Source organism: Streptomyces sp. NPDC051018, from assembly GCF_044456085.1.
In the GTDB taxonomy this organism is placed as follows: domain Bacteria; phylum Actinomycetota; class Actinomycetes; order Streptomycetales; family Streptomycetaceae; genus Streptomyces.
The window spans coordinates 297,804-313,626 of sequence record NZ_JBITFN010000004.1; the positions used below are offsets into that span (position 1 = coordinate 297,804).

At 73.9% G+C, this 15,823-nt stretch carries 10 protein-coding genes; 5 read left to right on the forward strand and 5 right to left on the reverse strand.

Translation table 11 applies throughout. From position 1 onward, the window contains the following. Positions 1-543: 543 nt before the first annotated feature. A complete protein-coding gene (locus tag ACIBCM_RS10095) occupies positions 544-1,293 on the reverse strand; it encodes a TetR/AcrR family transcriptional regulator C-terminal domain-containing protein (RefSeq protein WP_399241519.1) in 750 nt (249 codons plus the stop codon). A gap of 114 nt (positions 1,294-1,407) precedes the next feature. Here ACIBCM_RS10095 and ACIBCM_RS10100 point away from each other — a divergent pair, with 114 nt between their 5' ends. Continuing rightward, a complete protein-coding gene (locus ACIBCM_RS10100) occupies positions 1,408-2,883 on the forward strand; it encodes an MFS transporter (protein WP_399241520.1) in 1,476 nt (491 codons plus the stop codon). 601 nt (positions 2,884-3,484) lie between these two features. Here the strand turns inward: ACIBCM_RS10100 and ACIBCM_RS10105 are convergent. Genes ACIBCM_RS10105 through ACIBCM_RS10115 form a run of 3 tightly spaced genes read right to left on the reverse strand, consistent with a single transcriptional unit; the run spans position 3,485 to position 7,241 of the window. Next, a complete protein-coding gene (locus tag ACIBCM_RS10105; RefSeq protein ID WP_399241521.1) occupies positions 3,485-4,582 on the reverse strand; it encodes an ABC transporter ATP-binding protein in 1,098 nt (365 codons plus the stop codon). After that, a complete protein-coding gene (locus tag ACIBCM_RS10110; RefSeq protein ID WP_399241522.1) occupies positions 4,579-6,141 on the reverse strand; it encodes an ABC transporter permease in 1,563 nt (520 codons plus the stop codon). Before ACIBCM_RS10110 ends, ACIBCM_RS10105 begins: the two co-directional genes overlap by 4 nt. Before the next feature lie 35 nt (positions 6,142-6,176). Then, positions 6,177-7,241: an iron ABC transporter substrate-binding protein gene (locus ACIBCM_RS10115; protein WP_399241523.1), complete on the reverse strand. Its 1,065-nt coding sequence runs from the start codon at positions 7,239-7,241 to the stop codon at positions 6,177-6,179. Between the two features lie 254 nt (positions 7,242-7,495). On the opposite strand from ACIBCM_RS10115, the gene ACIBCM_RS10120 reads away from it, so the two are divergent. Beyond that, entirely contained in the window at positions 7,496-9,244 is a 1,749-nt protein-coding gene (locus tag ACIBCM_RS10120) for an MFS transporter (RefSeq protein WP_399241524.1), read from the forward strand. A gap of 457 nt (positions 9,245-9,701) precedes the next feature. On the opposite strand, the gene ACIBCM_RS10125 is transcribed toward ACIBCM_RS10120, so the two are convergent. Then, on the reverse strand, positions 9,702-11,408 hold the full coding sequence (locus tag ACIBCM_RS10125) for a PucR family transcriptional regulator (RefSeq protein ID WP_399241647.1): 1,707 nt from the start codon (positions 11,406-11,408) through the stop codon (positions 9,702-9,704). A 326-nt stretch (positions 11,409-11,734) separates the two neighbouring features. Here ACIBCM_RS10125 and ACIBCM_RS10130 point away from each other — a divergent pair, with 326 nt between their 5' ends. The 3 genes from ACIBCM_RS10130 to pucD are packed head-to-tail and all read left to right on the forward strand — an operon-like array spanning position 11,735 to position 15,788. Further along, positions 11,735-12,625, forward strand: a complete 891-nt coding sequence (locus ACIBCM_RS10130) for an FAD binding domain-containing protein (RefSeq protein ID WP_399241525.1) — start codon at positions 11,735-11,737, stop codon at positions 12,623-12,625. Next, the gene (locus ACIBCM_RS10135; RefSeq protein ID WP_399241526.1) at positions 12,625-13,401 is read left to right on the forward strand and encodes a (2Fe-2S)-binding protein; all 777 of its coding nucleotides are present in this window, start codon (positions 12,625-12,627) and stop codon (positions 13,399-13,401) included. The genes ACIBCM_RS10130 and ACIBCM_RS10135 overlap by 1 nt, the downstream gene beginning before the upstream one ends. Further along, on the forward strand, positions 13,401-15,788 hold the full coding sequence (pucD, locus tag ACIBCM_RS10140) for a xanthine dehydrogenase subunit D (protein ID WP_399241527.1): 2,388 nt from the start codon (positions 13,401-13,403) through the stop codon (positions 15,786-15,788). The genes ACIBCM_RS10135 and pucD overlap by 1 nt, the downstream gene beginning before the upstream one ends. The last annotated feature ends 35 nt before the right edge of the window (positions 15,789-15,823 follow it).

Sequence of the window (15,823 nt, forward strand, 5' to 3'; positions counted from 1 at the left end):
TCCCGGGCACCCCTTTTCGGTCGGCCCCCAGTTCCCGGGCCTGCGGGAATTGGCCGGTTCGAACCTCTGCCGGTGATCACGGCGGGGGTACGGAGGGGTCCGCTCGTCGGGGCGCTTTCCGGACTCCCGCGCCTCTCTCGCCGGCGGGGCTCGTGGTCGTGCCGGTCGTTCCCACGGGTGGGGGCGGGGTGGACCATCCGGTCCGTTCGGCGATGGGGGCGGGGTGAGCCGCTCAGCCCCTCCGGCCTCGGCGGATGGTGTCTGCGGGCGGGGTTGATCCATCCAGCCCCTCCGGCGTTTGAGGACGGACCCGTGGCCCGGGTGGCGGGCTGGTGTGATGGGCCTTGTGGTGGAGCGGGGTTGAGTGGTCCGAGGTTCCGGGCCGGTCCGGGGATGCGGGCGGGGGTGATCCATCCAGCCCGTCCGGCGTTCGCCGACGGACCCGCGGCCCGGGCGGCGGGCAGGTGGGATCGACCTCGCGGTGGAGCGCGGTCGAGTGGCGGCGCGGGGCCGAACGGCTCCGGTCAGGTGGGCCGCGCCCGGTCACGCCTGGTCGCCCTCGACGGCCCCCGGCCGTCCCCCAGGGCGGTCGAGCCGGGCCTCCAGGCCGTCGAGCAGATACTCCAGGCCCGTGGTGAAGGCGCCGTCCCAGTCGTCGTCGTAGAGATACCCGTGGGCGGCCAGCGTCGGATAGCGGTCCCCGGCGGCCCCCAACTGCTCCTGGCCGAGGCGGCGTTCCTCGTCGCTGATGTACAGGGCGGTCTGCGTCGACGCGGACCCCATCACATGGTTGTAGAGCGCCCAGGTCGCCGCCGAGAGGTCGCTTCCGGTGAATCCGGCGCGGACCAGGGTCGCCTGGAGGATCTCCATCCAGGAGAGGAAGTTCGGTCCGATGGCCGGGCGCCGCCGCGCGGGCACGGCGGCGGCCCAGGGGTGCCGCAGCAGCGCGGAGCGCCAGGCGGACAGCACCGCGGTGACGTCGTCGCGCCAGTGGGACGCGTGCCCCGCGCCGGGGGGCGCCTCACCGAAGATCGCGTCGACGGCGAGGTCGATCACATCGTCCTTCGTGTCGACATGCCAATAGAGCGAGGGAGCGACAACGGCGAGCCGGTCGGCGAGCCGCCGCATGGTGAGCCGCTCGATCCCGTCCTCGTCGAGGAGGGCGACGGCGGCCTCGACGATACGCCCGAGCGTGAGCGGCGGCTCCCCGCGGGAGGTGCGCCGGGGCCGTAGCCAGACACTCCGTACTTCCTTACGTCCGTGCTGGTCACGCTGCTTTTCCGCGCCGCTCATCGCACCTCGTTCGACCTTCCGGTCACCGTGACCGGTCCCGCCAGCGTAGTACCGTGTTCGCCGTCCCTAACGACGTTAGGGAATCCCATACATTGTTCGAGACATGGGGGAGTGATGGAGAACAACACGCAGGACCGGGCCCGTCGGGGGCATCGGCGCTGGACCCTGCTCGCGGTGAGCGCGGCCCAGCTGCTCGTGGTCCTGGACGGGACGATCGTCAATATCGCCCTGCCGTCCGCCCAGGGGGCGCTCGGCATGTCCGACGCGGGACGGCACTGGGTGATCACCGCCTATCTGCTGGCCTTCGGCGGGCTGCTGCTGATCGGCGGCCGGGTCAGCGGCGCCCTCGGCCACCGCCGCGCCTTCACCGTCGGACTGGCCGGGTTCGCCGTGGCGTCCGCGCTGGGCGGAGCGGCCGTGAACCCGGGGATGCTGTTCGGGGCCCGTGCCCTCCAGGGGGTGTTCGCCGCCCTGCTCGCGCCCGCGGGGCTGTCGCTGCTGACGATCACCTTCACCGACCCGCGCGAACGCGGCCGGGCGTTCGGGGTGTTCGCCGCGGTCGGTGCCGCCGGATCGGCCGTCGGCCTGATCGCGGGCGGTCTGCTGACCGAGTACGCGAGCTGGCGCTGGTGCCTCTACGTCAATGTCCCGCTCGCGCTGGCGGCCGTGCTCGGGGCGACACTCGTGCCCGGGGACCGGCCGGTGCGCGGCGGGGGACGGCTCGACGTCCCGGGCGCACTGCTCAGCGCGGCGGGTTTCGCGGTCGTGGTCTACGCGTTCAGTGAGGCCGAACCGCGCGGCTGGGGTTCACCGGCCGTACTGGGCCTGCTGGCGGCCGGCGGACTGCTGCTGGCCGCGTTCGTGACCGCCGAGGTCCGGGCCTCGCATCCGCTGCTGCCCATGCGCGTACTCCTGGACCGGATGCGGGCCGGGGCGTTCGTCGCCATCACGCTGATGTTCGTGGCGATGTTCGGCTTCTACCTCTTCATGAGCTACTACACCCAGACCGTGCTGGGGTACTCACCCGTCGAGGCGGGCCTCACACTGATCATCAACGCCCTGGCGGCCGTCGCCGGATCCCTGTTCCTCGCCGGTCGGCTGCTCGGGCGCGTACCGCCCGTCGCGCTGGTCGTGCCCGGGCTGCTCGCCGCCGCGGCCGGGGTGTTCGTGGTCACGCGGCTGACCCCGGGCGACACGGACGTGCTGGTGTCCCGGCTGACGCCCGCGCTCCTGCTGACCGGGCTCGGTCTCGGCTGTGTCATGGCCGCGACCGCCGGACTGGCGACGGCGGGGACGCGCGGCCATGACATCGGAACGGCGTCCGCGGCCTACAACGCGTCGATGCAGCTCGGTGCCGCGCTCGGGACCGCGCTGTTCAACTCCGTCGCGGCGAGCTCCGCCGCGTCCTGGTCGGCGAGCCGTGCCGCCGCCGCCTCCCCGTGGGCCGCGTCCGTGCACGGCTACACCACCGCGCTGACCGTGGCCTTCGCCGTCCTGCTCGCCGCCGCGTGCGCCGCCGCCCTGCTGACGGCGACCCGGGACCGGGGGCGTGCCCCCGAGCCGGAGAAGGAGCCGGTGCCGCTGCGGTAGCCGGGGCCGTGGATCCGGGCCCGGTCCGTTCGGGGCGGTGGGGTCCCGGGCGTAGGCGTCGGCCCGGCCGGGCAGCCCCGGTCGGCCCGCGCTCGCCGGGCTCGGGGCCGCACCGGGCGGGCCCGTCACCCCGGGCTCTCCGGGCTGCCCGCGCTCAGGCCGGGCCCCGTTCGGGCTGGGCCGAGGTGACTATGGGCTGGGAGCCAGCGGCCGGGCTGGTGCCGGTGCCGGTCCGGTGCCGTGGCTCCGGGCCGAGTCCCGTCACCCCGGGCCCTCGCGTCCGACCGGGCTCGGACGGGGCCATCTCCGCACCGGGCTCGGGCGACCACTCGTTGGCAACCCCCGGCTGGGTGCTGGGCGGTCCCGGTCCGCTCTCATGGCTCCGGAGTCGGGTCTGTCACCCCGGGCCCTCCGGAGCCCGGGCCCATCGCCGCAGCGGACGGCCTGAGCCCGTGCGCGGGACCGCGCTCCGCGAGGGCTGCGCCTCGGCGCTCGCGGTGCGTGCCCGTGCCGGACCGAGGCGGCCTCCGGTGGGGAATCCGCGGCCGGACGCGGTGTCGCCGCCGGGCTCCGTCCCTCGGGCCCTCCCGCCCCACCGCGCTCAGGCCGAGGCACCCTCCGGGTGGAAGGTCGCCTCGCCCGTGACGTGGACCGTCGTTTCGTCGCCCGGGGCCGCACCGGTGCCCCCAGGGGCCCGTACCGTCACCGTGCCCACGCCCGTCACATCCACCGTGACCAGCGCGTCGTGGCCGTGGAAGCGGACCTCCGTCACCCGGCCGCGCGAAGGGCCGGCGCCCGGGCCACCGGTCTCGGCGCCGGTACCGGCGGGGGAGAGGCGCAGCTGCTCGGGGCGCAGGACGACCGTGCCCCGGGTGCCCGCGCCCGCCGCCGGGCCCGCGCCGGCCGCGAGCGCCACCGCGCCCAGCGCGGTCACCGCCCGGCCGCCGTCCGCCGTTCCCGGCAGAAGCACCGCCTCGCCCACGAAGGAGGCCACCCAGGGGTCCGCGGGACGCGCGTACAGCTCCTGGGGCGTACCGGACTGGACGACCCTCCCGTCCCGGATGACGGCGACCCGGTCGGCGGACGACAGGGCCTCCTCCTGGTCGTGGGTGACCAGGAGCGCGGTCGCCCCGGCGGCGCGCAGCGCACCCCGGATATCCGCCCTCAGCCCCGCCCGCAGACCGCTGTCGAGGGCGTTGAACGGCTCGTCGAGGAGGACCAGCGCGGGCCGGGGCGCCAGCGCGCGGGCGAGGGCCACCCGCTGCTGCTGACCGCCCGACAGCTCGTGCGGCATCCGGTCGCCGTAGTCGCCGAGCCCGACGAGTTCCAGCATCTCGGCCGTACGGGACCGCCGTTCGGCCCGCGCCGAGCCGGTGAGACCGAAGGCCACGTTCCGGGCCACGCTCAGATGCGGGAAGAGCGCTCCCTCCTGCGCGACGATGCCGACGCCCCGGCGCTCGGGCGGCACATGGACGCCGGGTCCGCTCACCGTGCGTCCGCCGACGGCGACCTCGCCCGAGTCCGGCGCAAGAAAGCCCGCGACGACCCGCAGCAGGGTGGTCTTGCCGCAGCCCGACGGTCCGAGGACGGCCGCGAGTTCACCCTCGGGCACATCGAGGGCGAGGTCGTCGAGGACCCGGACACCGTGCCCGTACGAGGAGGTCAGCGCCTTCACGCGCAGTCCGGCCGTGGCGGTCATGAGCGCCTTCCGAGAAGATAGGAGGGGATCGCGGCGATCAGGACGATGGCCGCCGCGTAGGGCGCGGCACCGGCGAAGGCGCCCGCGCCGGTCTCGGTCCACAGCCGTGTCGCGAGGGTGTCGGTGCCGGTCGGCCGCAGCAGCAGCGTCGCTGGCAGCTCCTTCATGATGACGACGAAGGTGAGGGCTGCGCCCGCGCCGATCCCGGGCGCCGCGAGCGGCACGGTGATCTCGCGCATGACCCGCAGCGGGGAGCGGCCGAGGGATCGGGCCACGTCCTCCAGGACCGGCGGCGCCTGGAGGACGGCCGCGCGGGCCGAGGCCACCGCGACCGGCAGGAACAGCACGACGTACGCGGCGATGAGGAGCGGCAGCTCCTGGTACAGCGGGTAGGCGTAGCGGACGGAGAAGAACACCAGGGCCAGTCCGACGGTGATCCCGGGCACGGCGTGACCGGCGTACACGGACTGTTCGAGCAGTCCCGCGAGACGTCCCCGGTAGCGCGCGGACAGCACCCCGACCGGCAGGGCGAGCAGGGTGGTGACGGCCGCCCCGGCGGCGGCGACGGTGACCGTGGCGACGGTGGCGGACCACAGCCGCTCGGGGTCCCAGCCGGAGTTGCCGACGGTGAGCCAGTATCCGAGGGTCGCGAGGGGGAAGGCGACGGCCGCCGCGGCGACCGCGCCGCACCAGGCTAGCGCGGGCACGGTCCACCGGCCGAGCCGGAGCCGCACGGGCGGGCGCGCGCTGCCCCGGCCGGTACGGGAGTGTCCCGCGCGGCCCCGGGTGCGGTTCTCCGCCATCACCAGGATCACCGTCATCGCGACCAGCACACAGCCGAGCACCGCGGCCGGGGTCCGGTCGAAGCTGGCCTGGTACGAGGAGTGGACGGCGCGGGTGAAGGTGTCGTACCGCATGATCGACACCGACCCGAAGTCGGAGAGGACGTACAGCGCGACGAGGATCGCGCCGCCCGCCGCGGCGGGCCGCAGCTGCGGCAGGGTGATCCGCAGGAAGGTGCGCAGCGGTCCGCTGCCCAGGGAGCGGGCCGCCTCCTCCTGCGCGGGATCGATTCCGCGCAGGGTCGCCGCGACCGGCAGGAAGACGTACGGGAAACAGGCGAAGGTGAGGGTGATCGCCGCGCCGGGCAGCCCCGCCAGCGAGGGAGCGGCCGAGATCCAGGTGAAGGCGGCCACATAGCTCGGCACGGCCAGCGGCAGGGTCGCCAGCACCGCCCAGACCCGGCGGCCGGGCAGCGTGGTGCGGACGGTCAGCCAGGCCAGGGAGATCCCGATCACGAGGGATGCGGCGACGACGATCGCGGCCAGTGAGAGGCTGCGGCCGAGCAGTTCCCCCGTGCGCGGCTCGGCGACGATGTCCCAGGCGAAGCCCCAGCCGCGTTCCAGGGCGCGTACGCCGAGATAGCCGAGCGGCAGCAGCGCGATCAGCGCCGCCGCCGTGGCGGGGAGCAGCAGGACCAACGGCGGACGGCGCCGCCCGGCCGCCGCGGGGGACGCGGCGGCCGGGCGGCGCACGGTGGGTGAACTCTTCATGCTCATACGGAAGGTGTGTCTCCCGGTCCTCTCGGGACCGGTCAGACCATGCCCGCTTCCTTGAGCATCTCCAGGGTCTTCTGGAGGGACTCCAGCTTCCCGAGGTCGATCTTCGGGGCCTTGAGGGAGGCCAGCGGCGGGAGGTCCTTCACGGAGGAGGTGACTCCGGCCGCGAGCGGGTACTCCTTCGTCTCCTCGGCGAAGTACGTCTGGGCCTCGGCGGAGAGCAGATAGTCGACGGCCTTCTCGGCCGCGGCGCTCTGGCCGCCCTCCTTGAGGACGCCGACGCCCGCGACGTTGATCAGCGCGCCCGGGTCGCCGCCCGGCAGGAAGTGGATCTTCGCCGTGAGCTTGTCCGCGCCGACCTCGGCGGCCTTCTCGTACCAGTAGTAGTGGTTGATCAGACCGAGGGAGACCTCGCCCTTGTCCACCGCGTCCAGGACGGCGCCGTTCTTGGCGTACGCCTTGGCGCCGTTGGCCTTGAGGTCCTTGAGCCACTTCAGGGTGGCCTCGTCGCCCTCCAGGACGCGCATACCGGTGACGAACGCCTGGAAGGAGGCGTTGGTGGGCGCGTAGCCGATCTTGCCCTTCCACTCGGGCTTCGTCAGGTCCTTGACGCTGTCGGGGGCCTTGTCGACCTGCTTGGAGTTGTACGCGATGACACGCGAGCGGCCGGAGACGCCGACCCAGTCGTCCTGGCCGCCGCGGAAGGCGGCGTCGACCTTGTCCAGGGACTTCTGCGGGATCTTCCCGAGCATGCCCGCCTGCGAGAGCGCGCCGAGGGCGCCGGCGTCCTGCGAGAAGAACAGGCCCGCCTTGGTCCGGTCGCCCTCCTCCAGGATCTGGGCGGCGAGTTCGGCGCTGTCGCCGTAGCGGACCTGGACCTCGGTGCCGGTCGCCTTCTCCAGCTTCTCGATGATCGGGGAGATCAGTTCCTCGTTGCGCCCGGAGTAGATGACCAACTCGTCCGTGCTCTGTGCGGTGCTCTTGGCCTTGGGGTCGCTGTCGCTCTTCTTGTCGTCCGAACCGCCGCAGCCGGCGAGTACGGGAAGGAGCAGCGCGGATATGGCGAGTGCGGTGCCGCGGCGGACGAGCGGACGTCGCATGAGTGCCTCCTGAACAACCCGCACCGGGCCGGACGGGGAGCCGGCCGCGGGCGGGAACAAATGACGGACGTCCTCATAAATATGGTGAGCCTTGCCTAACTGTCAATTTCGGGTCAAGCAGTGGTCAACGCCGTGCTCAAGTCGTTATCGACTCATAACGCTTCCGGAGTTGAAAATTCCGTGCGCACCTGGTGGTCCGGGGCGTAAAGTCCCGCCCTATTGCCCGCTCGCCTTCTGATGAACGGAAAGAACGCATGATGACCATGGAGTCTTCGCGGGCCGGGCGCCGGGAGTGGATCGGGCTCGGCGTTCTCGCGCTGCCCACTCTGCTGATTTCCATGGACATGACCGTCCTCTATCTGGCGGTGCCCCGGCTGAGCGCCGATCTCGCCCCCACCTCGGCCGAGTTGCTGTGGATCATGGACATCTACGGCTTTCTGATCGCGGGGGCGCTGGTGCCGCTGGGCGTGGCCGGGGACCGCTTCGGCCGCAGGCGCCTGCTGCTGATCGGCGCGGTGCTCTTCGGCGTCGCCTCCGTCCTCGCCGCGTACGCCGACAGCGCGCAGACGCTCATCGCGGCGCGGGCGCTGCTCGGACTGGCCGGCGCGACCCTGATGCCCTCCACGCTCTCCCTGGTACGGGTGATGTTCCAGGACTCCGGACAGCGCCGCTTCGCCGTCGCGGTCGTGATGACCAGCTTCTCCGTCGGAGCGACGATCGGGCCGCTGTTCGGCGGCGCGCTGCTGGAGTTCTTCTGGTGGGGGTCGGTGTTCCTGCTGGGCGTGCCCGTCATGCTGCTGCTCCTCGCGCTGGGACCCGTCCTGCTGCCGGAGTACCGCGATCCCGACGGCGGGCGGATCGACCTCGTCAGCGCGGCGCTCTCCCTGGCCTCGGTGCTCGGCGTGGTGTACGCCGTCAAGCAGGTCGCGGCACACGGTCCCGGCCTCACGGCCGCGCTCTTCGCCCTGGCCGGGATCGCCCTCGGCGCGCTCTTCGTCCGCCGCCAGTCCCGCCCCGATCCCCTCCTCGACCTCGGTCTGCTGCGCGACCGGGTGATCAACACCTCCCTGGGCACCTATCTGCTGGCGCTGTTCGCGATCGGCGGCACCCAGGTGTTCATCGCCCTGTACCTCCAGGAGGCGCTCGGCCTCTCCCCGATGGAGGCCGGTCTGTGGATGGTGCCCGCCTCGGCGGCCACCGTCGTCGGCTCGCTCGTCGCCCCCGCCCTGGTCCGCCGGGCGCGGCCGGCGGCCGTCATCGCCGGCAGCCTGGTGCTCGCCGTCGTGGGCTTCGGGCTCCTCACCCGGGTCGGCGGAGACGATCTGGCCCTGCTCCAGACCGGATATGTCCTGGTGGCCCTCGGGATCAGCCCGGTGATCGCGCTCTGTACCGACCTCGTGATCAGCGCGGCGCCCGAACAGCGGGCCGGAGCGGCCTCGGCCCTGTCCGAGAGCAGCGGCGAACTGGGCGTCGCGCTGGGCGTCGCCGTGCTCGGCAGTTTCGGTACGGCGGTCTACCGGTCCGGGATCGAGGACGGGCTGCCCCCGGGGCTCCCGGCCGAGGCCGCCGACACCGCCGGGAGCACCCTCGCCGGGGCCCGCGAGAGCGCGGAAGCCCTGCCCGACCAACTGGCCGGGCCGCTGATCGACGCCTCCCGCGACGCGTTCGGCCAGGGGCTGGGAGCGACGGCGGCCATCGCGAGCGCGGTCGTGGCGGCCACGGCGGTGGTGGTCGCACTGCGACTGCGGCACCTTCCGGCGAACGGCCCTGCCGAGTCGGCCGAGCCCGGCGGGCCCTCGGGGGCGACGGAGCCGGTGGAGACCGATGCGAGCGCGGAAACGGGCGGGTCCGCCGGTGCTGCCGGGCCGATGGGGAAGGGTGAGTCCACCGGGGCTACGGAAGCGGGTGGGTCCGCCGGATCCATGGGGACGGGTGGGTCCGCCCGGCCTGCCGGGGCCACGGAGGCGGGCGCGCGGGGCGAGGCCCGGCCGGACGGCGGCTGAGCCTCCGGCGGTACGGACCCGGTCCGCCCCGCCCGTCGTGTCCGGTGGCCGCGCCCGCCGGGGGGACGGCGTGCCCGATGGCGTATCCGGGTCACCGCCGCCGGGGAACGGTGGATCGGGCCGGTCGGGCCCGGGGTTCGGGCGGCCTCTGCCGACGGCGCGGGACCGTGGCCCGACGGGTTGCGACCGGGCCGGCGCAAGCGGACGGCGGCCTCCGTACCAGCCGGGCGACCCGCCCGGGAGCCGCGCGGTGCGGACCGGTGGCCGAGCCCCGGGTGCGGGATGGACCGGCGGCTCACCCCGGGGCGCGGTGCCGACGGGCAGTTGACCCCGGGGCGCGGGAACCAGCGGCTGAGCCTTCGGCAGTACGGACCCGGTCCGCCCTGCACCTCGTGTCCGGTTGGCCCGCGCCCGCCGGGCCGGCCGACGACCGACCCCCGCCCGCGCGGGAAACGCGTCAGCTCATCCGCAGTGCCAGGAAGAAGTCGAGCTTGTCCTCCAGGCGGGACAGATCGCGGCCCGTGAGCTGCTCGATCCTGCCCACCCGGTACCGCAGGGTGTTCACATGCAGATGCAGCCGGGCGGCGCACCGCGTCCAGGAGCCGTCGCTCGCGAGGAACGCCTCCAGTGTCGGGATCAGCTCGGCGCGGTGACGGCGGTCGTACTCCCGCAGGGGATCGAGGAGCCGTGCGGTGAAGGCGCGCCGGACGTCGTCGGGCACGAACGGCAGCAGCAGGACATGGGACGCCAGTTCGTGGTGGCCCGCCGCACAGACCCGGCCCGGGCGGGCCGCCGCCACCCGGCGCGCGTGCCGGGCCTCCTCCAGCGCCCCGCGGAGCCCCTCCGCCGAGCTGACCGCCGCGCTGACACCGAGGGTGAGGCGCCCGTCGTCCGCGAGGCCGGCCGACAGCGGGCCGCGTACGGCGTCGAGCAGCTCGTCCGCGTGCAGGCCCTCCTCCGAGGCGGGGGTGTCCCCGGTCGGCGGAAGGGCGGGCAGCGGTACGAGGGCGACCGCCTCCTCACCCGTATGGGCGACGGCGATCCGGTCGGACGCGTCGGCACCGGGCGGCCGTTCCCCCGAGCGGGCCCCGGGCCCCGGGGGCCGGTCGACGAGGATCTCCTCCAGCAGCGACCGGGCCACCGGCCCGGCCTCGGCCGGCGGGCCGTCCTGCCCCCAGTCGACCCGGGCGACCACGACCTGCCAGTGCGGCGCGTTGCCGGCGCCCGGCAGCAGGACCGGTGCGGCCAGCCGCAGCCGCGCGGCGATCTCCGCGGGCGCGGCCGCCGTCTGGACCAGCTCCAGGACCTCCTGCGCGAGCCTTCTGCGGACGGTGCGGGCGGCATCGCGCCGGTCGCGTTCCACGGCGATCAACTGGGTGACGCCCTGGAGGAGGTCGAGCCGGGCCCGGGGCCAGTCGCCCGCGTCGGCCTCGACCGCGAGCAGCCAGTCGGACAGCACGCTCTCGCGCACATCGCGGGAGGGGGCGCCCCCGTGGCCGGTGTTGCGGATCGGGAAGAGGGAGTAGACGGTTCCCTCCACGGTCGCCCGGTGCGGCCCCGGCCGTCCGGTGCGCGTGGCGGACAGGTGCTCTCCCGCGAGAGCGGTGCTCACGGACGCGGGCAGTACTTCCCCCGGACCCGCGATCCGGCGGCCGGTGGGGGAGAGCACCCAGGCGCGCAGATCCAGGTCGGAGCCGAGGAGATCGAGCACGGCCTCGGGCCCGCCGCCCGCCGGACCCGGGGTCATCAGCCGCCTGTGCCGGTCCACCACGGCCGCCAGGTCGCCCGCGCGCTCGCCCGACACCCGGCGTACGACAAACTCGGTGATCGTTGCGAAAGCAACGGACTCATGGACGGCGAACAGCGGCAGCCGATGGCGGGAACACGCCGCCACCAGATCCTCCGGGACACTGCCCAGTTCCGCCTCGCCCGCGGCCAGTCCCGCGACCTGCGCGCCCGCGAGAATTCTGACGAACGCCTCCGAGTCCTCGGGCGAGCGCCGCCAGGCGAGCCCCGTCAGCACCAGTTCGCCCCCCGAGAGATAGCGGCTGGGATCCCGCAGATCGGTGGTCATCACCCCGCGCACCCCGCGGTCCAGCTCCGCCTCGCCGCCGAGCAGCCGCAACCCCAGCGCGTCGTTGTCCAGCAGTGCGCGCAGCCGCATCCGTCGCCGCCGATCTGTCTCGTTGTTGCCGGTGGCCGGGGCCACGGTTTCCATGGGGGAACGGTGGTGTTGCCGTTGCCCGCTTTTCGTCCGAATCTACAAGACAGGAAAGGAGACCAGCCAACTCCTTCATGGTTTCGGTGACTGCACCGCCCGGAGCGCTCCTTGTGTACTGGGCCCACCGAGCGTGAACAGCACATGAACAGGCGTGGACGCGGCGCCCGGACCGCCGGCCGGGGCCGGCCGTCCCGGAACCGCACCCGCCCGCCGTACGGCCTCCGATGCGGCGCCCCTCCCCGAATGAGTGAGAAGAGAAAGAGCCGTTCATGGACTTCCTCCGCCCCGCCAGCTGGGACGAGGCGCTCGCCGCCAAGGCCGAGCACCCCACCGCGGTGCCCATCGCGGGAGGCACCGATGTGATGGTCGAGATCAACTTCGACCACCGCAGGCCCGAGTACCTCATGGACCTGAACCGCATCGGCGAACTGGGGGAGTGGGAGGTCGGCGCCCGGACCGTCCGGCTGGGGGCCTCGGTCCCGTATACCGCCGTGATGGAGAATCTGCGGGCCGAACTGCCGGGCCTCGCCCTCGCCTCCCACACCGTGGCGTCCCCCCAGATCCGCAACCGAGGAGGCGTCGGCGGCAATCTCGGCACCGCGTCCCCGGCCGGGGACGCCCACCCCGCGCTGCTCGCCGCGGGCGCCGAGGTGGAGGTGGCCTCGGTGCGCGGCACCCGCCGTATCCCCATCGACGCGTTCTACACGGGGGTGAAGCGCAACGCGCTCGCCCCCGACGAACTGATCAGGGCCGTGCACATCGACCGGGCCGACGGCCCTCAGCAGTACTCCAAAGTGGGTACGCGCAACGCCATGGTGATCGCCGTGTGCGCCTTCGGGCTCGCCCTGCACCCCCGGACCCGTACGGTACGGACGGGCATCGGGTCCGCGGCGCCGACCCCGATCAGGGCGTCGGCGGCCGAGGAGTTCCTCGGCGCCGCCCTCGACGAGGGCGGCTTCTGGGAGAGCCGGAAGATCATCACACCGTCCGTGGCCCGGCAGTTCGCCGTGCTGGCGGCGGCCGCCTGCGCCCCCATCGACGACGTCCGGGGCACGGTGGCCTACCGCCGCCACGCGGTCGGCGTCATGGCCCGCCGCACCCTGACCTGGACCTGGGAGTCCTACCGCGGCACCGCCCGCGCCACCGAGGGAGCCGCCTGATGCGAGTGACGTTCACGGTCAACGGCCGCCGGCAGGAGGCCGACGATGTGTGGGAGGGCGAGAGCCTGCTGTACGTGCTGCGCGAGCGCATGGGCCTCCCGGGCTCCAAGAACGCCTGCGAACAGGGCGAGTGCGGCTCCTGCACGGTCCGCCTCGACGGGGTCCCGGTCTGCTCCTGTCTGGTCGCCGCGGGCCAGGCGGAGGGCCGCGAGATCGTGACGGTCGAGGGCCTCGCCGACTACGCCCGTCAGCGCGACCGGGGACGCGGCGCGCCCTCCGGCGGCACCTCGCTCCAGGAGGCCCGCCGGTGGACCGCCGACGGCACGGGCACCCCTTCGGGGTCCGGTACGGCGCCGGGCTCCGGCACCTCGCCTTCCGGTACGGGCGGGGGCTCGCCCACGCGTGACGGCTCACCCCCGGACGGCCCCGGCCACTCCCGTACGGCCGATTCCGGCGCCCGGGACCCCGCCGCCCCGGAGCTCGGCGCCCCGCACCCAGCCGCCCCGGACCTCGGGGGCATCCCCGCCGGAGAGGACGCCGGGCCGCCGGCGCTCTCGCCCGTCCAGCAGGCGTTCATCGACGCGGGAGCCGTCCAGTGCGGTTTCTGCACCCCCGGCCTCGTGGTCGCCGCCGACGACCTGCTGGAACGCAACGCCCGGCCCTCCGACGCCGACATCCGGGAGGCGCTCTCCGGGAACCTCTGCCGCTGCACCGGCTACGGGACGATCCTCGACGCCGTCCGGCTGGCGTCCGCGCGCCGGGAGGGGGCGTTCTGATGGCCACCACGGGCACCCCCGCCGGCCTCACCCAGGGCTCCCGGACCCGGGGCGGCATCGGCGAGTCCACGCTCCGCCCCGACGGCACCCTGAAGGTGACCGGGGAGTTCGCGTACTCCTCCGACATGTGGCACGAGGACATGCTGTGGGGCCATACGCTCCGCTCCACCGTCGCCCACGCCGAGATCCGGTCCCTCGATATCACCGGCGCGCTCGCGACCCCGGGCGTGCGCGCCGTGCTGACGTACGACGATCTGCCCGCCGCCGTGAAGCACTACGGGCTGGAGATCCGGGACACGCCCGTCCTCGCCCACGGCAAGGTCCGCCACCACGGCGAGCCGGTCGCCCTCGTGGCCGCCGACCACCCCGAGACCGCGCGCCGCGCGGCGGCGAGGATCCGCGTCGAGTACGCCGAACTGCCCCTGATCACCGACGAGGAGTCCGCCACCGCGCCCGGCGCGGTCCTGGTCCACGAGGACCGCGACGACCACCACAGCGGCCAGGTGCCGCACCCGAACATCCTGCACCGTCAGCCGATCGTCCGGGGCGACGCGGCGAAGGCGGCGGAGCGCGCCGATGTGATCATCCGGGGCGAGTACGTCTTCGGCATGCAGGACCAGGCGTTCCTCGGCCCCGAGTCCGGGCTCGCCGTCCCCTCCGACGACGGCGGGGTGGACCTGTATGTGGCCACCCAGTGGCTGCACTCCGACCTCCGCCAGATCGCGCCCGTGCTCGGACTGCCCGAGGACCGGGTGCGGATGACCCTCTCCGGTGTCGGCGGCGCCTTCGGCGGGCGCGAGGACCTGTCGATGCAGATCCACGCCTGTCTGCTCGCCCTGCGCACCGGCAGGCCCGTCAAGATGGTCTACAACCGGTTCGAGTCCTTCTTCGGCCATGTCCACCGCCACCCCGCCAGGCTCACCTATGAGCACGGCGCCACCCGGGACGGCCGTCTCACCCATGTGCGGTGCCGGATCGTGCTGGACGGCGGCGCCTACGCCTCCGCCTCCCCGGCGGTCGTCGGCAACGCCTCCTCGCTGGGGGTGGGGCCGTACGCCGTCGACGACGTCGACATCGAGGCGATCGCCCTCTACACCAACAACCCGCCCTGCGGCGCGATGCGCGGCTTCGGCGCGGTCCAGGCGTGCTTCGCCTACGAGGCCCAGATGGACCGGCTCGCCGCCGCCCTCGGGATGGATCCGGTGGAGTTCCGGCAGCTCAACGCCATGGAACAGGGCACGATCATGCCGACGGGCCAGCGGGTGGACTCCCCGGCGCCCGTCGCCGAACTGCTCCGCCGGGTCAAGGCCCGCCCGCTGCCGCCCGAGCGCCAGTGGGAGAGCGCGGGCGGCGCCGCCGATGTACGCGCCCTGCCGGGCGGACTCTCCAACACCACCCACGGCGAAGGCGTCGTACGGGGCGTCGGCTACGCGGTCGGCATCAAGAACGTGGGCTTCTCCGAGGGCTTCGACGACTACTCGACGGCCCGGGTGCGCATGGAGGTCATCGGCGGGGTGCCCGTCGCGACCGTGCACACGGCGATGGCCGAGGTCGGCCAGGGCGGAGTCACCGTCCACGCACAGATCGCCCGCACCGAACTGGGGGTCGCCCAGGTCACCATCCTGCCCGCCGACACCCGGGTGGGCTCGGCGGGCTCCACCTCCGCGTCCCGGCAGACGTATGTCACCGGCGGCGCGATCAGGAACACCTGCCAGGCGGTACGCGAGAAGGTCCTGGAGCTGGGCCGCCGCCGGTTCGGCCCGTACCACCCCGCGTGGGCCACCGCCGAACTGCTGCTCGAAGGCGGCAAGGTGGTCACCGGCGGAGGTGAGGTCCTGGCCGATCTCGCCGAGGTGCTGGGCGAGGAGGCGGTCGACATCGAGCGGGAGTGGCGGCACCGGCCCACCGAGCCCTTCGACCGCGTCACCGGGCAGGGCGACGGCCATGTGCAGTACTCCTTCGCCGCCCATCGCGCGGTCGTGGAGGTCGACACCGAACTGGGACTGGTGAAGGTCGTCGAACTGGCCTGCGCCCAGGACGTCGGCAAGGCCCTCAACCCGCTGTCCGTCATCGGCCAGATCCAGGGCGGCACCACCCAGGGGCTGGGCATCGCCGTGATGGAGGAGATCCTCGTCGACCCCGGGACCGCGAAGGTACGCAACCCGTCCTTCACGGACTATCTGATCCCCACGATCCTCGACACCCCGGCCATCCCCGTCGATGTGCTCGAACTCGCCGACGACCACGCGCCGTACGGGCTGCGCGGGGTCGGCGAGGCGCCCACCCTGTCGTCGACCCCCGCCGTCCTCGCGGCGATCCGCGCCGCGACGGGACTGGAGCTGAACCGTACGCCCGTACGGCCGGAGCATCTGACCGGCACGGCCTGAACCGACGATGAACCGCCGATCGGCGCGGCTCACCC